This is a genomic window from Synechocystis sp. PCC 7509 (assembly GCF_000332075.2).
GTDB lineage: Bacteria > Cyanobacteriota > Cyanobacteriia > Cyanobacteriales > Chroococcidiopsidaceae > Aliterella.
The window spans coordinates 718,291-738,967 of the sequence record NZ_ALVU02000001.1 but is presented as its reverse complement, the minus strand read 5'-3'; the positions used below and the strand labels follow the sequence as shown (position 1 = coordinate 738,967).

The window sequence follows — 20,677 nt, the reverse complement described above, 5'->3', positions numbered from 1 at the left end:
AAAACTTAAGCTAAGGCTGTAATTGTTTCAATGCAGCTTCGGCTTTTTGTAAGCCTTCTAACTGTCCTCTTTGCTGATAAAGTTCGCGGGCGCGGCTAAAAGCGGCGATCGCATCTGGTATTTGTTGCTGCTGTTGCAAAGCTACACCCAAGCTATAGTAAGCATTACCATTTTGTGGCGATAGCACAATTAGCCGCTTGTAGGCTCTAATTGCTGGCTTTAATTCTCCCCTGGCTAGTAAAATATTCCCAATCGCTTCTTGGGCTGTAACTAAGTTTGGCTCGACAGTTAAAGCTTTTTCGTAAGCAAGTATTGCATTTTCTAAATCATTTTGTGTCAACAGCATATTGCCAATTGCTACTTGGACTTTTGCATTGCTTGGTTCTAGCTTGGCGACTTGCTGCAATGTTAATAATTTAGCCGTTTCATTCCCTTGTTTTCCCCAAGCGTCGGCTAAAGATAACAGTACAGTGCTATTGTTGGGGTCTATTTGCGCCGACTTTTGTAAAGCCGAAATTGCTTCCATTGAACGCCCCTGTCTTAGTAATATTTCTCCTAGAAAGCCGTGAGCGCTGGCATTATCCGGTTCTAGGGCTAAAGCTTTTTCGTAGGCTGCGATCGCGCTATTATAATTTCCTTGGCGTAACATAATTACCCCAAATCCTAAATAAGCTTTAGGGTTATTTTGGTCTAACTCTATAGTGCGACTATAAGCTTCGGCTGCACCCGTATTTTCGCCCAATTTCCCTAAACTATAAGCTAAAGCATAGTGAAAGTCTGGATTCTTTGGCTCTAATACTACCGCTTGACGATAGGCTACGACCGCCGCCGCAAAATCACCTTTCAATCCTTGTAAGTAGCCTATACCAGAGAAAATGCGAGGATTATTTTTCTCTAACTTCGCTGCTTTTTGATACAAGGCGATCGCTCCTGACCAGTTGCCCGCATCTACTAATTTACGCCCTTGTTCTAGCAATTTATTTAACTGCTGGCTGATGGCTTGCTTACTACTGTTTTTTGACGCTATCTGTATCTCCGCAGTAGCTACCGTCGGTACTAAGACCGCGATTCCTCCCAGCAATACTAAACCAATTCCTAATAATTTTGATCTTTGCACTAGCCTATAACCTATAGTTCTTTACAATCTTTACAAATTTTTACATTGACTACAATTATTTTTACATTAAATCAGAATTTGGTAAATTTGCAAATTGTACAGATTAAATTTGATTATTTGTTTAAATAGCCGCCGAGTAATTAAGCAATTATTATTAGCCAAAAAGTCGTTGTTTTAAAAATTTAATCTCCTTTATGAGTTAATTTTTTGTCAGCCCAGAGAAGATCCCAATCATTTTGAAAACTTTTTAAAATTACTTATTAAAACAAAAAAACTATGAGGATTTTAGACATTTATTGAAGCTTATAAAAACCCCAAAATCAAAGATCATGGTGTGGATAGAAACTAATTTAATCATAATTTTTTCTTTTTTATGTCTAAAGGTAGACAATTAATGTATTTCTAGTGATAGATAGTGTAATGACGAATTTTGTAATTAAATAAAGCTCTGAAGTAAAAAAAACTAAGCAATCCTAACAAATAAATAATCAGGAAACATAAAGTTATGTCTTACGTAAACAGACCAATTAACGATGTAATTACAGAGCCGGGAGTAACGGCTAACGTTGTAGATTATCATGATCGCGTCCGATGGGGCCCAATATTTTCAGGTTTAGTAGTAGCCCTAGCAACTCAGTTAGTTTTGACAGCATTAATTGGCGCAATCACTACAGGGTTTATTTCTGATTCTGGCGCACCCAGATCGAACGCTGATAATGCTGGAGCGACGGCGGGAATTAGTGCAATTATTGCTTTGCTAGTTTCGTTATTTATCGGTGGTTGGTTTACAGCCCAAGCTTGCGGACCAATGAACCGGAAAACAGCTTTACTAAATGGGACAATTTTGTGGGCAACAACTCTAGCTCTTAGCTCTTGGTTACTAGCAAGTGGAGTTAGCGGTGCTTTTGGTTTGGTAACTAATGCGGCGGCTAATGCGGCAGGAGCCATCACAAACCAGGTACAGCAGCAAGGTGGCGTAAATGTACCTCCAGCGCCAAATGTGAGCGCTAATGATGCACGGGCGATCGCGGAAGGAGCAACAAGAGGCTTGTGGTCGTTTGTATTTGGTTCTTTACTAGGTTTAGCCGCTTCAATGATTGGTTCGGCTGCTGGCGCACGTAAGCCTAGAGCAAATGGAAATTATTAACTTCACCTGCTAACAATTTGACAACTTAAAAAGCACCCCATAAGGGGTGCTTTTTGATTATTTTGCGAAGACTTTGCAGATTATTTATAGGGCAGCCACAAAACTGCCCTGTTATATTATTTAGGCGCTAAAGTATTTAGCCGTGGGGTGATAGGCAATAATTGCCGTTGTAGACTGTTCGGGATATAGTTGTTCGCTTTCATCCATATGTAGATTAATGCGATCGCTTTTCAGTAAATCCAACAACTTGTATTGGTCTTGAATATTTGGACAAGCTGGATAACCAAAACTATAACGAGAACCAGGGTAGCGTTGAGCTAATATATCTCGAATACTGGTCGGTTCCGCGCCCAGACCCAATTCGCGCCGAATCCGAAGGTGTACCCATTCCGCCAATGCTTCCGCCACAGATACCGCTAACCCGTGAAAGTAGAGGTAATCAGTATATTTATGCTCGTCAAATAAGGATTTAGCAAACTCGGTCGCCACTTCTCCCACTGTTACCGCCTGCATTGGAAATACATCCATAATGCCCGATTCCACCGGAGCAAAAAAGTCAGCAATACACAATCGTCTCAATGACTTTTGACGCGGAAACTCAAAAGTTGCAATTTTTTCTGTCGTCTCTGGCTCGTAAATATACAAAGAATTTCCCTCGGATTGACAAGGAAAATACCCGTAAATTATCTGAGGATGCAACAGCTTTTCCTCAACTACTCGTTGCTTCCATTGCTCTAAAACTGGGTAAACTTTCTCCCCCAAAAATGCCTCGTATTCTTCTTTAGATTGCTCTCTAGGCTTGCGAAACTGCCATTGTCCGGCAATTAGGGCTTGCAAGTCCAAATACCCAAAAACTTCCTCTAAGTCGATGTCAGCACCTAATAACTGAGTTCCCCAAAAGGGCGGCGTGGGGCGTTTTATGTCTATTGCTACCGCCTCCGAGCGGCGGGTGTCTGCGGGTAGGTTTTCAGCTTCAACTACAGTTTCAGCCACTTCTACGACGGGCTTAGAGCCATTTTCTACAACTTCTATTGCCGTACCATCTAAAAAGCCCGTGCGATCGCTCCATTTATCTTGGGACTTTGCTGGCATTAATTTATCCATAAAATGCAGGTCAGAAAAAGCATCTTTACCGTAAATTACCTGACCTTTGTAGGCGTTTTGACAATCTTCGTAAACAAACTTAGGTGTCAGCGCTGCACCGCCTAGAATTACTGGGGTAGTAATTCCGCGATCGTTAAATACTTGCAAGTTCTCTTTCATAAAAGCGGTAGATTTAACCAATAGTCCACTCATGGCAATACAATCGGCTTCGTGCTGCAAGCAAGCGTCAATAATGGTGTCTACAGGCTGTTTGATGCCTAAATTGACTACTTTGTAACCGTTATTCGACAAAATAATATCTACAAGATTTTTGCCGATATCGTGGACATCGCCTTTAACAGTGGCAATTACAACTGTACCTTTGGTACTAACTTCGCCGGCTTTTTTCTCCATAAACGGCTCTAAAAATGCCACCGCCGCCTTCATTGTTTCCGCCGACTGCAATACAAAAGGCAATTGCATTTGTCCCGAACCAAATAATTCCCCTACAACTTTCATCCCATCGAGCAAGAAAACGTTGATAATCTCTAACGGTGGGTGAGTTTCTAGAGCTTTTTTTAGTTGTTCTTCTAAACCAATCCTTTCGCCGTCAATGATGTGGCGCTTGAGTCGTTCTTCTACAGGTAAGTTTTCGTCTTCAGTGCGATCGCGTTTTGTAGTTGCTCCTTCAAATAAGGTTGTTAATTGGGTCAACGGATCGTATACGCAGATATCCCCGTCAAATTTGCGCTCGTCAAAAATCAACTGACGACAAACTTCTTGATGCTTGTCTTCAATCCGCGCCAAAGGCAAAATTTTACTAGCGCTAACAATGGCTGCATCCATCCCAGCTTCGGTTGCATAGTGCAGAAACATCGAATTTAGCACGACTCGTGCGGCGGGGTTCAAACCAAAAGAAACGTTAGAAACACCCAAAATAACGTGACATCCGGGCAATTCTTGGCGAATTGTTTTAATAGCTTCAATAGTCGCGCTGCCATTAGCTCTATCTTCCTCAATCCCTGTAGAAATCGGTAATGCTAGAGCATCGAAGAATATCTCATAAGGGGCGATACCATACTCTACAGCTTGATGATAGGCACGGTGAGCGATCGCAAACTTTTTATCTGCCGTTCGCGCCATCCCATCTTCATCAATTGTCCCGACAACTATTCCCGCGCCATACTTTTTTGCCAACTCCAACACTTTCAAAAACCGGGGTTCGCCGTCTTCGTAGTTAGTCGAATTAAGCAAACACTTACCACCAGCAACCTTTAAACCAGCCTCCATTTTTTCCCATTCAGTCGAGTCCAGCATTAAAGGCAAAGTTGCGCTGGTTACTAGACGAGATGCTAATTCGTGCATATCGCGCACCCCATCGCGTCCTACATAATCGACGTTGACATCTAATATGTGCGCCCCTTCCTTAACTTGCGCCTTTCCTAAAGCCACAAGTCCGTCCCAATCTTCCGCATTCAATAAATCGCGGCACTTTTTCGAGCCACTAGCATTAAGCCGTTCGCCGACAATTAAAAATGAGTTATCTTGCTCGTAAGGTTGAGCGCTATAGATAGAAGCCGCCGCCGGTTCGTACTGAAACTGTCGCTCCTTGGGTTGTAAAGTTGTACCTATTTCGGCTAATTTTTGAATATGATCGGGTCTTGTTCCGCAACAACCGCCGATTACTTGTACTCCCAAATCTTCGATAAAGTGCATCAACGCCATTTTTAATTCTATGGGCGTTAATTTATAGTGAGCGTGACCGCCAATATTTTCCGGTAAACCCGCATTAGGAATACAAGAAACCACAAAGGGCGAATGCTGGGATAAATACTTAATATGTTCCGCCATGCGATCGGGCCCAGTGGCGCAATTTAGCCCTAATATATCAATGGCGTAAGGCTCCAAAATTGATAATACAGCGCCGATTTCTGTACCTACAAGCATTGTCCCTTGTACTTCCATTGTCACCGACACCATTAGAGGTCGTCTTTCTCCCTTGCGCTGAAAAACCTGCTCAATGCCATTTAGCGCCGCTTTTATTTGCAGCACGTCTTGACAAGTTTCGACGATGAATAAGTCTACTCCACCGTCATACAGCCCTTCTGCTTGCTCGGCAAAGGCAGATTCTAAAGAGTCATAATTAATGTGTCCAAGTGTTGGTAACTTCGTCCCAGGCCCAATAGAACCCGCTACAAACCTAGGTTTTTCGGGAGTTGAAAACTCGGCAGTAACGCTTTTAGCAAGTTCGGCGGCGGTTTTATTTAGTTCGTAGGCGCGATCGCCTAAATCGTACTCCGCAAGTACAATAGATGTGCCGCCAAAAGTATCTGTTTCAATTACATCTGCTCCAGCAATCAGAAAGTCACGATGCACTGTTTTAACAGATTCAGGCTTAGTATGTACCAAATATTCATTACATCCTTCATACTCCGCACCGCCAAAGTCTTCAGCAGTTAAGTTTTGCGTTTGCAAAGATGTACCCATCGCCCCATCAAATACAATAACTGGGCGGCTTTTACTATGAAGACGAGAAAGGAAGGAGCTATTCATATAATTGGCGACTGTATAAGTATTTGAGCTAGGCTGGGGATAATTAACTTATTATATTCTGCTTATATTCTGCAAAATTTTTAGTTTCTTATTACACCTACCAATAATGAATGCAAATATATTATCACTCTCCTAAGAAACAATTTGAGTGGAGGGTGTAGCAACAAGCTCAAATCCTAATGTTTGAGCCTTTTTCTGAAGATGTTTGAGAATTTGTTCCTGGTAGCGTTGCTCGTAGTAGTTGAAACCTGGGTCATCATAAGTTCTACCATTTCTCCAAAGACGATAGAAAATGCGAGCTAGTTTATGAGCGGTGGCAGTAATGGCTTTCGGTGTTCCCAGACGAGTTCGCAACCGCCGATAAAACCCACCGAGGGCAGAGCGGGTTTTACCTGCGGCTAGCGCCGCCATACGGAAAGCGTTCGCAGCGCGATTGACGACCCCGTCGAGTTCGGGAGTTTTTCACCTTACTGCCTGTATATAGCTTCTGAGAACACAGATTTGGTCATCAGGACGAAAAGAGGTCGAGAGTAGACCGTAGCTGTGCAGTTGCTGTAACCACTGACAGTCTAAAACATCACTCTTGCGCCCTGGCAGAGTTTTGACATGATGAGCATTGACCAATTTGACCTCAAAGCCACGAGTTTCAAGAATCTGAAATAGCGCAATCCAATAGACTCCGGTTGATTCCATTGCCACTCGTAAGCTTTATGGTAGGGGTTTGCGCCCACAAACGCAGGCAAAAACGAGTGATGAATATTAACTATCTGCGGAAATTTAGTAATAAAGTCTGCACTCACAACTTGCAGATATTTAGCCAAAACTACTAAATCGATCTGGTATTTTTTAAGTAATTTTAGCTGTTGTAGTTCTTGCTCTTGTTTATTTTCCTTGGTAATGGGGATGTGGTGGTAGTCGATGCCAAATTGCTCGGCTACTCCTTGCAAATTAGGGTGATTGCTAATAATTAGCGGTATTTCGGCAATAAATTCTTGAGCTTGTTGGCGCAAAAGTAAATCAAACAGACAGTGATTTTGCTTGCTCACCCAAATAGCAATTCGAGCAATACTGTCAGAAAAATGTAATCCCTACTTAGCATCTAGGGGTTGAGGAATCGCACTAAAAGCTGGTTTAATATATTCGCACGGCAAATTAAACCCTTCTAACTGCCACTCTATACGCGTTAAGAATAATCCCGCCGCTAAGTCTGTATGTTGATCGGCATGAATAATATTGCCACCATTGGAGTAAATAAAGTTAGCAATTTTTGCAACTAATCCTTGTCTATCAGCGCAGGAAACAAGGAGAGTTGCCGTAGGACTACTCATGGCGAGGGGTTTGTGGGTTGATTTTTAGTATCTTGGCTTTGCCATTCTGATAGTTGCCGATTTACAGCGTTGGCGAAGTCTGGAGAAACTAATAATACGTTGACATTACCCTTAGACTTAGCCGGAGGATCGACTAAAGCATACAAAAAAGTGCGGTTAAAGTCTGGTTTGCCCAAAATTAATTGATGAGTTTCGGCATTTTTTAAGGTAATGGCGATCGCACTAGATGGCTCAGTTAGTCCATAATCAGCTAATTGGGTAGTAGGTACAGAGAAAGTGCGATTACTTTTTCCTGTTTCCAGCAAATTTAACAAGAAAGCAATCGAAGCGTTACTCGCTGGAGTATCGTCAGGCTCTTTCATTTGCCATCTTGAATCAATTTGTTCAAACTTTAGCGTCTGGGATTGATTTTTAATTGCAAAAGCCTTGACATCAGCTTCAGTAAAAGCAAAAATTTCCTCACTTTGGGCTATAGCTTCTTGTCTTTGACTTGCACCTCTAATTTCATAGAAATAAACAAAACCGCCTAATCCTAGTGCTAACAACAGCAAAATCAAAGTTGTTTTCGGTAACTTCATAAGTAAGGGATCAGTAAGAATTACTATCTACGCAGCCACCAGAGGATAACTGCACTAACAAAACCAATTAGTGGTATCAAACCCAGTGCAGTCCAGCTTAAAATACTCGCTTGCGCTGCTTGCAAATTAATACGGCGATTTTTTGCTTCTTTGGGACGCACAGAAAGCTGTGCTGCTCCGTCCTGCTTACTTAACCAGCTAATAGAGTTAGTAAATACATCTCCGTTTAACTGCTGTGAAAATTGATTGTTGGTAATAAAGTCAGAATTGCCAATAATAACTAAACGCGATTCTGAAGGCTTGCTGTTACTGGTAGTTGTAGCTTGACGGCTTAGAGCAACACCCAGAGTTAAAGGCCCTTGGCGATCGCTTTTTGGGTCAAAATTTAAGTTTTCGTCTTTTAAATTGCTCTCTGCCCAGCTTTGACTACTTGTTAGCAACAAAGGAGTTGCCTGTACTTCCTCAACAATCGTTGTTTCAATTGGTCTAGCACCGCGATAAAATGATAAACCATTGCCAAAATCTTTAGTAATGGGATGTTGCCCGTAAGTATTTACTAAGATGACCGCCGGGCCCTGTTCTACCGTTGCACCCGCCGGATCTACAGCTAAACGGTTATCTAAAGTTACGCCCCAATTTTTCAGCAAACTATCAATTCCCAAATTAATCGTCGGATCGATAGCTAAAAATAAACTACCACCTCGATTGAGGTAATCATTTAAAGCCTTTGCTTCTGATGGCAACAAACCCCGTCTAGCACCTGCTAATACAACTACAGTGGCATTTTGAGGAATAGTCGTTTGTGCCAAATTAAGCGCTTGGGGAGTAAAACTTTTTTCTGTTAGTACATTCAAAGCTTGAGACAAACTATTTTGTTCGCCTGTTAATGGTTGTTCGCCATGACCTTGTACAAAATAAACTTGAGCGCTAAAGTTAGTGGTTATTTGTTGCAAAGCGTTTGTTAAGCGAATTTCTGTTAAAGGCTGCTCGTTTGCTTTTGACAATAGCTGCCTTTTTTCTCCCTTTTCTAGATAGATTTCGCCGAGACTTTGGACGTTGAACTTTTGTGCAAGTCCTAGCTTGATTTGCGGATCTACATACTCGTAGCTAAAGTTTTTCCCTTGCTGGCGGTAGTTTTCTAATAAAGCTCGCTCTTCCGGCTTTCCATCTCGTTCAAATACCCAGACTTTGACAGGTTGTTGCAAGCTTTTGACTAATTCGCGCGATTGGGGAGCAAGGGTATATAAACCAGTTTCGGTTAAATCTACTCTTGTGGGATAACGAACAGCCAGAAAATTGATTAGACCCAAAATTACGAAGACAGATAACGTTGCAACTAAAGCATTAGTTCCCGATTTGGTAGACCGCGAAATCTGCCAGGGGGAATTGTTTTTGCGATCGCTTTCGCCTTTATTGTCTCCGCTACTTCGCGAGGATAAAAATATTAGCCACAAACTGCTAGTAATAATTGCTGCAATTAATAATCCCAATGGAATTACGCCCCAACTATTAGAGACAAGTCCCGCCGTTATCCCCATCAAAGCCAGAAACGGAGCTACCCAAACTAGATATTGGCGGTATTTTTTTAAGATATTCATAGGTTTTACGATCTTTGGAAGCGCAAAGCATCAATCGATTGAGCGGTGAGAAATACACCCAAAACGATGTAACTTGCAAATAAAATTAAGCTGCTGGTGTCAAAAATGCCTTGGACTAAATTGGTGTAATGTTTGAGTAAAGAAAGATGACCTAAAGTAGCACCCAACCAACCACCGATACTTTTAGCAATTGCGTCAAGAATCCACAAAAACATAATTAAGCCAAAAGTCATAATTGCTGCCAAGATTGTACTGTCCGTTAGGGAAGAAATAAACATTCCCAATGACAATATCGCCGCCGCTAATAGAATTAATGCCAAATGTCCCAAAAAGGGTATAGCCGGGGGAACGGGGGGATTGGCGGCACTAAAGGCGATCGCTTCGTAAGCAAATAATGGCAATATCAACACCGTAAAAAACGTTACTACTCCCAGCAGTTTACCCACTGCTACCGCCCAATTAGTTATCGGTGATGTGGCGAGAAGTTCTAAAGTACCGCGCTTGCGTTCTTCGGCGTACAATCCCATTGATAGGATAGGCAAAATAAATAATGCCAATGAACTCATCACACTCAAAAACGATCGCAAAAATTCGTAAGCTACATCAATTGGTGGTAGTTGTTGACCGGTTTGCTGACTTTGCGCTTCGGCGGCGGCGACTTGCGCAAGAATACCTTGATCTCCAAGTAAAATTGCTACAAAAAAGTATCCTGATAGCAGCCAAAAAATCACCGCGATCGCATAAGCTAAGGGCGATGTAAAATAACTCTGCAATTCTCGGCGGTAAATAGCAATAATATTGCCCAAAACAATACCCATCTAAATCTCCTCTGCGGTGTTAGTTAGTTCATTCTCCGGGGTAGGCGCACTAGCTTCTAAGTTGTCCTTTTCAAGAGTTGCTGGTGCTAATTTTTCTTCAGTCGTTACTAAAAATACATCTTCCAAACTTGCACGAGTGCGGCGCATTTCATAGACACTAATGCCCATATTTACCAATACTTGAACAATATCGCTTCCGGGTTCAGTTCCTGGTTCTGAGGATACTTTTAATATTGGGCGATCGCTTTGCTTATTTCCTGAATGGGCAATTTCTACTAGCCGCACGTTCAGCAAAAATTGTAGTTGCTGGACAGCTTCTGTTGCTTCGCCATCAATTTCAACTTCGTACTCTACACCGCCTGCTAAACTTGCTTCTAAGCCTTCGGGGGTATTGGTAACAACTACTTTACCGCCATTAATAATTGTCACGCGATCGCACGTCATACTAACTTCAGGGAGGATGTGAGTAGAAAGAATAATTGTATGACTACCTGCCAGGCTTTTAATTAAGTTTCGCACATCAATAATTTGCCGAGGATCTAATCCTACCGTCGGCTCATCTAAAATAATTACTGGCGGATCGTGTACTATTGCCTGAGCAATGCCTACTCGTTGCCGAAATCCTTTAGATAACTTGCGAATTAATACTTTGCTTTTTTCCTGGAGGTTGCAGCGCTCTATAGCTTTTTTTACTGCCGCCGCCTGATTTCCGGCACTTACTCCTTTTACCCTAGCTACAAAGTACAAAAACCCTTCTACAGTCATTTCTGGGTATAGTGGCGGCGTTTCTGGTAAGTAGCCGATGCGCTGTCTAACTAATAATGAATTCTCATGCACGTCATAACCAGCAATACGCGCCGTTCCGGCGGTAGCTGGTAAGTAACCCGCTAATATCCGCATAGTTGTAGTTTTTCCAGCGCCATTGGGTCCCAAAAAGCCCATAATTTCCCCTGGTTCTACATTAAAACTAATGTCTTGGATGCCTGGGGTAGAGCCGTAGTTTTTACTTAAATGTTCAACTTCAATCACAATGTTTAAATCAACCTCCAAAAGGAATATTTAATAATGCTCCTAAGTATATAGTTAACGCAGGTTTAAAATTATCGTATTAGTTGTACCTAATATAGGTGATTTAACGATAGGCTATAGGCGAACGATATTTGCTTGATGCCGCAAATGCGATGTTGACAGAAACTTTGGGAACGCCTATCGACTTAGCAGTAAAATTATTAACTCACTACAGTTTTGATTTTGGTGGCTGTAGTGCAAACGTGCTAATGGAGCGCTGGTTAAAAGATTATACCGATCGCTGGATCTATTTAGCGGTCATTGAAGCACTGTACCAAGGGCGTTATAAAGCAAACTCGGTAGAGCAAATTTTAGCAATTTGGCAGCGTAAAGGACAGAGTCAAATTCGTTTTAATCACGAATTTGAGCGCCTAGTGTGTGGTAATTTTGCCAATGGATGGCGAAAACTAGATCGCCCAATACAAGCAGATTCTCAACTTGCTCAAAAATTAGACATCCTATTAACACAAAATTCTCGTCAAACCAAACCTACACAGGCTAACCAACCCATCGAGCAGTTTAGCCCGTACAAGGGCGATACTAACGATTTTTACGGTAAATTAAAAGCAATTTCGCGCGATCGCATCTAAAGAGCTTTGAAATCAGATATTGGTGGAGTACGTAGAATTATTTAGCCGCCGTCATAACCCAGGTGATGAAACTAAATTGGCTAGAGAGCGATCGCATTTTTGGCTCAAAAGCTAAAAAAGTAGAAATTTGGATAGGATGAGGCAAAACACATGACGGAAAAAGTAGAGTATGACCTAAAAGAACTTCTTAACAAACTAGACAATAGATTTGAAACCCTAGAAACAAAACTAGAAAGTCGATTTGAACGAATTGAAACCAAGCTCGATAAAGTAACTGTTGATATTGCAGATGTGAAGACTAATTTAGTGAGAGTTGAAGCCACCTTTAAGGGTGAAATAGAAGGACTTTCAAAAGATATCCAAGGAATAAACAAAAGACTAGACGGACAAGAATTTATTAATCGCAGCGTAGCAATTGGATTATTGGTAGCTTTGCTGGGTGGACTTGCTAAACTGTTCGGGTTTGATGGAATTGCTAAATAGTGGTAAGAAAAGGCGCACTTTTCAGTACGCCCTAAAAAATTGATATCAACTTGCTGATGATGTAACCGTTTCAGAAGTTGGTTTTAATCCACCTGTGCGAATTTCGGAAGTAAAGGAAGCCATACTGAAACCACCAAAGCGCTTTAATACGCTAACTCGCATTCTTAAATTGGGACTTGCAAACCATAATCTTTCTTCTGAATACATGGTTTCGTACTCAGTAGTTAAGGTTAATGCGTCATCGCTACCCATAGCATAACTACCTGCTACTGGCGCTTTTTCGGCATAACCCATTTCTCGCAGCAATTTACCGCGACTAGGATCGTCTGTATCGGGTATGGTGACTAATACTGTCGAACCTGTATGCTTTTCTTCGTCCCATTCCATTGTTCCATTCCAATTAACTCTAGCGCCGCAGGTAGCCAAGGCAGGATCGATTTCGTATTGCTGACAAAGCTTAATGACTTCTGGATCGTCTTTAGCCAACATTTCAATTGTTATATCTGATTTGCCGTCTTCAGCTTGCTTAAAAGCTAAGTGGTGGCTAGTACGGTGAGAGAACCATTTACCAGCGCTTAGTTCAAAAAACTCTGTAATATCCATAAGTCAAAATCGCCAATATCAACGTCACTTTAAAGCTCATCTTTTAAGGTAACTTAAACCGACTACATAGCTACTAGGGGTGAAATCAGCGAGGCTGTCATTTGCCGCCACTTGATGGCTGAAAGGTTGACTATTAGACGACACTGTTAATGGCGGGTTATGGCAGAGTATTGGCGGGTAGGTGAGACGAAGAAGCGATTCTGTAAGACGGACGCTGAATGAACCAAAAGTAGAATCAAAGCCAACCAAAAAGAAAGACACTAGAAAATCTCCCAGCAAAGAGAAAAAGTCTAGTGTCAAGAAAAACTATCCATTTATACCAAAAAAGGGCGTATGTCAGAAATCGCCGCATCTCGATCTAAAATCAATAAGTCCCGCAATCCGTTAGTATCTAATTCCGTTAACCATTGTTCCCCTGCGCCTACTATTTGTTCGGCTAGTTCTTTTTTGCTTTCAATCATGGCATTGATTTTTTCTTCTAAAGTGCCAGTACAAACAAATTTATGTACTAAAACATTCCGCTTTTGACCAATTCTAAATACGCGGTCAGTTGCTTGATTTTCAACGGCAGGATTCCACCAGCGATCGAAGTGAAAAACATGATTTGCTCTCGTCAAATTCAACCCTACGCCACCAGCTTTAAGGGAAAGAATAAAGATTGGCGGCGCTTGCGGATCGTGCTGGAAACGATCAATCATTTCTTCTCTTTGCGTCTTTGTAGTGCTTCCATACAAAAACAAAACTTCTCTATTTAACTGTTGTTCTAAATGGGTTTTTAATAACTTTCCCCATTCGGCAAACTGAGTAAAAATTAAAGCGCGATCGCCTTCGGCTAAAACTTCCTCTAACATTTCCTGCAAACGCTGCAATTTACCCGATTTTTTATCAAAATCGCTAGGTAATATATTTACTTTTGCTGCTTTTTCTCCTATCATCGCTGGATGATTGCAGATTTGTTTTAGCTTCACAAGTAACGCTAAAATCATGCCGCGACGCTGTACGCCTTCCGCCGATTCTATTTGAGCTAAAGAGTCTTCAACTACTTGCTGATAAAGGCTTGCTTGGTCTACCGAAAGTCCGCAAAACACGGTCAGTTCTTGCTTTTCTGGCAAATCTTGGATGATCGTGCGATCGCTTTTCAATCGCCGCAGAATAAAAGGCTGTACCAGGGATCTTAATGTATTTAAAGAAGCTGCATCGCCATACTTTTCAATTGGCATGGCAAATCGCCGTTGAAAAAACTGTTTAGCGCCCAAATAACCCGGATTGAGAAAGTCTAAAATTGACCATAATTCCCCTAATCTATTTTCGACAGGCGTACCAGTTAGAGCAATTTTAAAATTAGCTTTTAATTGTCTAACTGCTTGGGATTGTTTAGAGTCAGAGTTTTTGACATTTTGCGCTTCATCTAATACCAATCCTTGCCAAGAAACACTTTCAAATATCTTAATATCCCGGTACACTAACGCATAACTTGTAATCACAATTTCATACTTCTGCACTTCTTTAATAAAAGCCTCACCTTTAGAGCGTTTATCGCCGTGATGAATCATTACTTTTAAGCTAGGTGCAAACTTTTTGACCTCTCGTTCCCAGTTACCTAATACCGAAGTAGGACAAACTACCAACGTTGGCTGTGTCAAGGCGTTTTGTTCTTGCAGATGTAGTAGAAAGGCGATTAACTGTGCTGTTTTTCCTAAACCCATATCATCAGCTAAACACGCACCCAAACCCCAACGTTCTAAAAATACCAACCAGCTAAAACCCCTTTGTTGATAAGGGCGCAACTCTCCTTTAAACTTGCTTGGTGTTGGTAAAACTGCGATCGCATTATTATCTTGCAATGTAGTCATCAATTCCTGAAGCACTCCCGAAGCTTCAAAACTGACTACTGGCAACTTTTCAATTGCCATTGTATCCCCGGTACTCAGGCGCAGAGCATCTTCTAGGGATAATGTCAAGCTATTTTTACGAGCGGCAAAAAAGTTTTGGGCAGTTTTAATATCAGGCGATCGTAGTTCTACCCATTCCCCATTTATCTCTACAAGGGGGCTACCCAGCGCTACAAGGCGATCGAACTCGGCTTTTGATATAGTTTGCCCGCCAATCACTAATTGCCACTGCAAGGTTAGTAAACTGTGCAATCCTAAACGTTGCTGTTGTAGGGGAGTAGCATTGCTAATTTTTAAGCCCAAACGATTAGCCCAACCGCCGCTACTACTTAAGCTCGGCGGTAGAACTACCCCTAAGCCATTATCTTCAAACCGCCAAGCGATAGACTTAATAAAATCATAAGCTTGTAACGGAGTCAAAGTACAGCTTTCAGGATAAGCAGATTCTAAACTAGGGGCAACGGGTTCGTATAATCTAGAAGCCAAACCCAAGCCGCGTAAAAAAGTTTCTTGAGGGTTTTCTATTTCTCGATTTTGATACACCCAACTTTCAACCGGATGTTGCCAAATAGCCGCCGCTTTTACTAAAAACTCCGCTTCATCTACAGCCTGGAGAGAATACGCCAAAATCCACTCATTATTATCAGAGGTTGGCGGCACTAACTCAAAACAAGTCCGAAAACGATTTTGAGCCGCCGTTAGTTGATATTGCATTGGCGCAATCCAAGCATTTAAAGACGATTCCAGCCGCTCTAGTTGCCCTGGCTCTGATTTAACAGTATTACTGGTGCGAGTTAAACTTTGTAGCCATTCTTTCCATAGAGGCGGTAAGGTAGGCAAATCGCTACTAACCACCGTTCGCACTTGAGCATCTATGGTATTGCTAAGGAAGTCTTGAATTAGTGTTTGCGGCGGTAATGGTAAATTTATTACTTGGTTGGTTTCCTGCTGATAGGATAGGCAAGAACGAGGCATATTATGGGCAAATTGTTCTAAGCGCCCCGAATCGACATAACTATCTAAAAGACTCCGCCATCTGGTTGTGAGCGTATTGTCTTCAAGTCTTTCTAAAGTAGGCAAAAACTTAGCCCTACTCATGACATCCCAACTCCACCTAGCAACTTGCGCCCAAAAACGCAAATCTCCACCCAAATAAGAATTTTCTTCAATTCCCAAAGGTAAAGCTGTTAGCAGTTTCATCGCTTCTAACGGGCTAAAGCAAAATCCCTCAACTTGCCAAGGGTACAACAAATTAGTGTCTAGCACGTCCGCCGCCGAATGTACCGGATACAGTAGAGTTTTATCTTGGTGGGTTGGTAGCGCAATCCCTTGAATGGAAGGTAGTTGATTATTATCTAGCTTGGCAATACTTGTCCCTTTTCGAGGAGTTTTTGCTACCCCACGAGGAAATAATTTAGCCACTGCTGGGTTTTGTAGAGATACCCAAGCTATTAATTCCTCTGGTGTCATCGCCAACGGGTGATTAGGTATCTCTGTAGAACTTTCTGATAATCCTACGGAACTCCGCCAAGTTTCTCCCCAAACAAATAAACAACTACCTTGCTTTTGCAGTAACCAACTACCGTGTAAAATTGCCATCTTTTTCCCAAACTTTCGACTTACGCAAACTGGTTTTCTTTTAAAACTTTAGAGTAACTATTTATACATTTGTTGTTGAAAAGTGGGACTTTTAGCGCCTAACTTGTTTTATGTTAATCAAATTGAATATTAATTTAAAGTTCAAAACGAATTTGCAGTATTTACACATAACACAATCAGCCGTGCGATCGCACTATTAGTTTTTTTTGTCTACCCCTTGTCTGGTCTATCGATGCTAGGATTGCCACAGAGAAAGCAGAAAAAGAGAAGGAAGAAAACTGAATGATAGAGATTGATAGGTCAATATCCTTTGATGGACGGGATATTAGACTGAAGGTTGGTCTATTGGCTCCTCAAGCTGGTGGCTCAGTTTTAGTGCAATCTGGAGATACCGCAGTCCTCGTAACCGCGACGCGCTCCACCGCCAGAGAGGGCATTGATTTTTTACCATTAACTGTAGATTACGAAGAAAGACTGTATGCTGTCGGTCGGATTCCGGGAGGATATTTGCGTCGCGAAGGTCGTCCCCCAGAAAAGTCAATTCTCGCTAGTCGTCTAATTGACCGTCCCATGCGTCCCTTATTTCCCTCTTGGTTGCGGGATGATTTGCAAATAGTCGCTACTACCTTATCAATGGATGAATTAGTACCGCCAGATATCTTAGCGGTAACAGGCGCGTCTTTAGCAACGCTACTGGCTAAAATTCCTTTCAATGGCCCAATGGCAGCAGTAAGAGTTGGGTTAGTAGGAGACGATTTTATCATTAATCCTACCTACGCAGAGATCGAAGCTGGAGAATTGGACTTAGTAGTAGCAGGCTCTCCCGATGGCGTACTGATGATTGAAGCTGGAGCTAACCAGTTGCCAGAGCGAGATATTATCGAAGCGATTGATTTTGGCTACGAAGCAGTGCGGGACTTAATTCAAGCGCAACTAGACCTGATTGCGGAAATGGGTATTGAAAGGGTGACAGAAGTGCCACCGCAAGAAGATCAAACATTGCTTAACTTTATCAGCGATCGCGCCACTGATAAAGTTAAAGAAATCCTAGGGCGATTTGAAAAAGATAAAAATGTCCGCGATGCTGCTCTAGATGAAGTCAAAAAATCTATAGTCGAAGAAATTGCCGCATTACCAGAAGATGATTCAGTCCGAGTGGCAACGCAAACAAATAGTAAGGCTTTAGGCAACAACTTTAAAGCTTTAACCAAAAAACTCATGCGCCGTCAAATCATCGAAGACGGGGTTCGAGTTGATGGACGCAAACTAGACGAAGTGCGCCCAGTTTCTTGTCGCATTGACTTATTACCCAAACGGGTACATGGTAGCGGATTATTTAATCGGGGACTAACGCAGGTGTTATCTGCTTGTACTCTCGGTACTCCCGGAGATGCTCAAACCCTTTTAGACGACTTGCAACCAGACTTGCAAAAGAAACGCTACTTGCATCACTACAATTTCCCACCTTTTTCTGTAGGCGAAACTAAACCTTTACGCGCTCCAGGTCGGCGAGAAATTGGTCACGGAGCTTTAGCGGAAAGGTCGATTTTACCTGTACTACCATCAAAAGAAGATTTCCCCTACGTTATTCGCGTAGTATCAGAAATTCTTTCTTCCAATGGTTCAACCTCTATGGGTTCAGTCTGCGGCTCTACCTTAGCATTGATGGATGCGGGTGTACCAATTTCTAAACCTGTAAGCGGCGCAGCGATGGGTTTAATCAAAGAAGGCGACGAGGTGCGCGTCCTTACTGACATTCAAGGCATTGAAGACTTTTTAGGCGATATGGATTTCAAAGTTGCCGGGACAGACGCAGGAATTACCGCCTTGCAAATGGATATGAAAATTAGTGGTTTACCAATAGAAACCATTGCTAAAGCCATCGAGCAAGCACGTCCAGCTAGGCAGCATATTTTAGAGAAAATGCTGGAAGTAATTGATAAACCTCGCTCGGAGACTTCACCTTTTGCCCCTCGTTTACTAACAATTAAGATCGATTCGGAGTTAATTGGCTTAATTATTGGCCCTGGTGGTAAAACCATTAAAGGTATTACCGAAGAAACCGGCGCAAAAGTTGATATTGAAGATGATGGTACGGTAACAATTTCAGCTATTGATGAAAGCAAAGCTAAAAAAGCCCGTAACATCATTCAAGGCATGACCCGCAAGCTCAATGAAGGCGATGTTTACATTGGTCGCGTAACTCGAATCATTCCGATTGGCGCATTTATTGAATTTCTACCCGGTAAAGAAGGAATGGTTCATATTTCCCAACTTGCCGAACACCGTGTAGCCAAAGTTGAAGATGAATTGACCATTGGCGACGAAGTGGTTATAAAAATCCGTGAGGTTGACAACAAAGGGCGAATTAATCTTACCCGTTTAGGTATTCACCCCGACGAAGCCACCGCCGCTCGCGCATCGGCCGCCGTTAATCGTTAAGTATTGTCTTAAAACGATCGCCAGCACATAAACATAATGTTTGTGTGCTTTTTTACGGATTAGAATTAAAAGTTTTATAGCCCAAAAAGCTTGATATAATAAACCTTTAATCTTTGAGTAGATAATATTTTTTTTGTTTGTAAAAGATTATTTTCCTCAATATTTAGAGGAATAATTACGGAAAATTTTTACAAAATTTTCGTAAAGAAATTGCAAGATTAATAAATTATTAACCAAAATACTATCAAAATATTGCCAAAGATAAAGGGTATATCTAACATTTAGATAAAGGTTAATTACAGGAGTCAGAGATGAAGACAATTTGGAGTATACCAATTTTGACTGCTGCATTGAGTTTAAGTGCAACGCTGCCGTTATTAGCTCAAGGAGCAAACCAAGGGGAAAAAACAATTTTTGAATGCGTGAAAGAACAAAGTAGTGGCAACATTGCCACGATTGCCAAACGAGGAAATAGAACCTCAACCCCGCTCATTGTTTGGACTGCAACCCTTAATTCTGATGCCAATGGAGGTTTGTATACCCCAGAGAGACGCTGTAATGCCGTTGCTAAACGCTTAACAAATTTAGTATCAACTTTAGGACAAGGTAGTTTAAGAAACTTACTACTTGATTACAAGCCTGTAAACAAAGAAGTAGCAATCTGCGTTTACCATACAGCCCAAGCTCAATGTACTACCGATAACGTTGTCTTTACGCTCAAACCCGAAAATAGAGTGATCGCTTCTCAAATTCTCGCTTCCTTAAAAGAGTTTAGCGAAAAAGGTTCCGGTTCACCAATTTTTGAATCGGAAGACGATGCCAACATAGCGCCCACTCAAGCGGTTAGTCTAGAAGCTTGGAGCGAAAGAGCATTCAAAGCTAACTAACCTATCGCCTTTTGGCAACGAATAAAAAACAATTTATTACTCGTCAATTGCTGTGAAGTATTTACAAGTATTGGCGATCGCATCATTATTGATAACATTACCCTTATTGGTATTGGCATCGGTAAGCGATGTCGCCACTGGTCATCAACTTAATTTAACAACACGTCGTCCCGCCGTTGCCGATTCCGTCACCGAAATTGCCCGCCAAGTGACAGTAAGAATTGTTACAAATCCCGGCGTAGGTGCGGGAGTAATTATTGCTCGTCACGGGCAAACTTATACAGTTTTGACCTGCGATCACGTTGTCGCCGATAGTAAAGACGATAATTACCAAGTTTTAACCGTCGATGGGAATAGGCACAAAGCGCTACGGCGGCAGTCAATAAAATTTGGCAATGTAGATTTAGCCCTAGTAGAGTTTAGGAGTAATTTAGCCTATCAAGTTGCCACTATCGGCGACTCTAAAACTCTAAAAGTAGGCGAAACGGTGTATGCTTCAGGATTTCCTAATTGGCACTGGATTAATAAACTAACTATTGAAAATACCCGCACGTGGGGCTTTTTAGCCTTTCGCGTCACCACAGGAAATGTAGAATTATTGCTAAACAAATCCTTGCCTAGAGGCTACCGTCTTGGCTACACCAATGATATAGAAAACGGCATGAGTGGGGGTCCAGTCTTAAATAGTAAAGGTCAAGTAATTGGCATTAACGGGCGCTTAAAATATCCCTTTCAAGGTATAGAGTCTTACATCTTCGCTGATGGAAGTATCCCATCCCAGGCGTTTTTTGAGCAGATGACCGCCCTAAGTTGGGCAATTCCGATTAGTACAGTTTCTCAGCAGTTGGGGGCGATTTAAGTAGCTAGAATGACAAGTTTTTTTACAATGTT

The 20,677-nt window shown here is 41.9% G+C and carries 15 protein-coding genes and 2 pseudogenes; 6 read left to right on the top strand and 11 right to left on the bottom strand.

Going from position 1 to position 20,677, the window contains the following annotated elements:
• Positions 1-10: 10 nt before the first annotated feature.
• Entirely contained in the window at positions 11-1,117 is a 1,107-nt protein-coding gene (locus tag SYN7509_RS0203780) for a tetratricopeptide repeat protein (protein WP_009632029.1), read from the bottom strand.
• 505 nt (positions 1,118-1,622) lie between these two features.
• Between SYN7509_RS0203780 and SYN7509_RS0203775 the strand changes: the two genes are divergently transcribed.
• Positions 1,623-2,264 (top strand): hypothetical protein, encoded by a 642-nt coding sequence (locus tag SYN7509_RS0203775; protein WP_009632028.1) that lies wholly within the window; start codon positions 1,623-1,625, stop codon positions 2,262-2,264.
• A gap of 120 nt (positions 2,265-2,384) precedes the next feature.
• Here the strand turns inward: SYN7509_RS0203775 and metH are convergent, their stop codons facing one another.
• The 8 genes and pseudogenes from metH to SYN7509_RS0203740 all read right to left on the bottom strand — a co-directional run bounded on the left by metH (position 2,385) and on the right by SYN7509_RS0203740 (position 11,251).
• On the bottom strand, positions 2,385-5,900 hold the full coding sequence (gene metH / locus SYN7509_RS0203770) for a methionine synthase (RefSeq protein ID WP_009632027.1): 3,516 nt from the start codon (positions 5,898-5,900) through the stop codon (positions 2,385-2,387).
• Between the two features lie 132 nt (positions 5,901-6,032).
• Positions 6,033-6,311, bottom strand: coding sequence for a hypothetical protein (locus SYN7509_RS31630; protein WP_009632026.1), 279 nt, complete (start codon positions 6,309-6,311; stop codon positions 6,033-6,035).
• Positions 6,312-6,374: 63 nt separating this feature from the next.
• Positions 6,375-6,599, bottom strand: a pseudogene (locus SYN7509_RS31625) (IS110 family transposase); the annotation flags it as partial.
• A pseudogene (locus tag SYN7509_RS25055) lies at positions 6,599-7,228 on the bottom strand (formyltetrahydrofolate deformylase); the annotation flags it as partial. The pseudogenes SYN7509_RS31625 and SYN7509_RS25055, both read right to left, overlap by 1 nt.
• Positions 7,225-7,806: a DUF4340 domain-containing protein gene (locus tag SYN7509_RS0203755; protein ID WP_009632023.1), complete on the bottom strand. Its 582-nt coding sequence runs from the start codon at positions 7,804-7,806 to the stop codon at positions 7,225-7,227. The pseudogene SYN7509_RS25055 and the gene SYN7509_RS0203755, both read right to left, overlap by 4 nt.
• 23 nt (positions 7,807-7,829) lie before the next feature.
• The gene (locus tag SYN7509_RS0203750; RefSeq protein ID WP_009632022.1) at positions 7,830-9,404 is read right to left on the bottom strand and encodes a GldG family protein; all 1,575 of its coding nucleotides are present in this window, start codon (positions 9,402-9,404) and stop codon (positions 7,830-7,832) included.
• Between the two features lie 5 nt (positions 9,405-9,409).
• The gene (locus tag SYN7509_RS0203745; RefSeq protein ID WP_009632021.1) at positions 9,410-10,222 is read right to left on the bottom strand and encodes an ABC transporter permease; all 813 of its coding nucleotides are present in this window, start codon (positions 10,220-10,222) and stop codon (positions 9,410-9,412) included.
• Positions 10,223-11,251 carry an ABC transporter ATP-binding protein gene (locus SYN7509_RS0203740; protein WP_009632020.1) on the bottom strand — a complete coding sequence of 343 codons (1,029 nt, stop codon included), beginning with the start codon at positions 11,249-11,251 and terminating at the stop codon, positions 10,223-10,225.
• A gap of 131 nt (positions 11,252-11,382) precedes the next feature.
• Between SYN7509_RS0203740 and SYN7509_RS0203735 the strand changes: the two genes are divergently transcribed.
• Both SYN7509_RS0203735 and SYN7509_RS0203730 read left to right on the top strand, forming a co-directional pair.
• Positions 11,383-11,880 (top strand): hypothetical protein, encoded by a 498-nt coding sequence (locus SYN7509_RS0203735; protein WP_009632019.1) that lies wholly within the window; start codon positions 11,383-11,385, stop codon positions 11,878-11,880.
• A gap of 150 nt (positions 11,881-12,030) precedes the next feature.
• Positions 12,031-12,363 (top strand): hypothetical protein, encoded by a 333-nt coding sequence (locus SYN7509_RS0203730; RefSeq protein WP_009632018.1) that lies wholly within the window; start codon positions 12,031-12,033, stop codon positions 12,361-12,363.
• Positions 12,364-12,408: 45 nt separating this feature from the next.
• On the opposite strand, the gene SYN7509_RS0203725 is transcribed toward SYN7509_RS0203730, so the two are convergent.
• Together SYN7509_RS0203725 and SYN7509_RS0203720 are read right to left on the bottom strand one after the other, a co-directional pair.
• Positions 12,409-12,966 (bottom strand): phycobiliprotein lyase, encoded by a 558-nt coding sequence (locus SYN7509_RS0203725; protein ID WP_009632017.1) that lies wholly within the window; start codon positions 12,964-12,966, stop codon positions 12,409-12,411.
• A gap of 314 nt (positions 12,967-13,280) precedes the next feature.
• Positions 13,281-16,457 (bottom strand): DEAD/DEAH box helicase, encoded by a 3,177-nt coding sequence (locus tag SYN7509_RS0203720; RefSeq protein WP_009631657.1) that lies wholly within the window; start codon positions 16,455-16,457, stop codon positions 13,281-13,283.
• A 282-nt stretch (positions 16,458-16,739) separates the two neighbouring features.
• On the opposite strand from SYN7509_RS0203720, the gene SYN7509_RS0203715 reads away from it, so the two are divergent.
• From SYN7509_RS0203715 to SYN7509_RS0203705, 3 genes are all read left to right on the top strand, one after another.
• Positions 16,740-18,899: a polyribonucleotide nucleotidyltransferase gene (locus SYN7509_RS0203715; protein WP_009631658.1), complete on the top strand. Its 2,160-nt coding sequence runs from the start codon at positions 16,740-16,742 to the stop codon at positions 18,897-18,899.
• A gap of 311 nt (positions 18,900-19,210) precedes the next feature.
• Positions 19,211-19,786, top strand: coding sequence for a COP23 domain-containing protein (locus tag SYN7509_RS27460; protein ID WP_009631659.1), 576 nt, complete (start codon positions 19,211-19,213; stop codon positions 19,784-19,786).
• A gap of 52 nt (positions 19,787-19,838) precedes the next feature.
• Positions 19,839-20,645, top strand: coding sequence for a S1 family peptidase (locus SYN7509_RS0203705; RefSeq protein ID WP_009631660.1), 807 nt, complete (start codon positions 19,839-19,841; stop codon positions 20,643-20,645).
• The last annotated feature ends 32 nt before the right edge of the window (positions 20,646-20,677 follow it).

What these genes read in the sequence shown, in the direction of transcription:
- SYN7509_RS0203750 (WP_009632022.1), bottom strand. Translation starts at nt 9,404, where the DNA reads ATGAATATCTTAAAAAAATACCGCCAATATCTAGTTTGGGTAGCTCCG.
- SYN7509_RS31630 (WP_009632026.1), bottom strand. Translation starts at nt 6,311, where the DNA reads ATGGCGGCGCTAGCCGCAGGTAAAACCCGCTCTGCCCTCGGTGGGTTT.
- SYN7509_RS0203755 (WP_009632023.1), bottom strand. Translation starts at nt 7,806, where the DNA reads ATGAAGTTACCGAAAACAACTTTGATTTTGCTGTTGTTAGCACTAGGA.
- SYN7509_RS27460 (WP_009631659.1), top strand. Translation starts at nt 19,211, where the DNA reads ATGAAGACAATTTGGAGTATACCAATTTTGACTGCTGCATTGAGTTTA.
- SYN7509_RS0203745 (WP_009632021.1), bottom strand. Translation starts at nt 10,222, where the DNA reads ATGGGTATTGTTTTGGGCAATATTATTGCTATTTACCGCCGAGAATTG.
- SYN7509_RS0203715 (WP_009631658.1), top strand. Translation starts at nt 16,740, where the DNA reads ATGATAGAGATTGATAGGTCAATATCCTTTGATGGACGGGATATTAGA.
- metH (WP_009632027.1), bottom strand. Translation starts at nt 5,900, where the DNA reads ATGAATAGCTCCTTCCTTTCTCGTCTTCATAGTAAAAGCCGCCCAGTT.
- SYN7509_RS0203725 (WP_009632017.1), bottom strand. Translation starts at nt 12,966, where the DNA reads ATGGATATTACAGAGTTTTTTGAACTAAGCGCTGGTAAATGGTTCTCT.
- SYN7509_RS0203720 (WP_009631657.1), bottom strand. Translation starts at nt 16,457, where the DNA reads ATGGCAATTTTACACGGTAGTTGGTTACTGCAAAAGCAAGGTAGTTGT.
- SYN7509_RS0203775 (WP_009632028.1), top strand. Translation starts at nt 1,623, where the DNA reads ATGTCTTACGTAAACAGACCAATTAACGATGTAATTACAGAGCCGGGA.
- SYN7509_RS0203730 (WP_009632018.1), top strand. Translation starts at nt 12,031, where the DNA reads ATGACGGAAAAAGTAGAGTATGACCTAAAAGAACTTCTTAACAAACTA.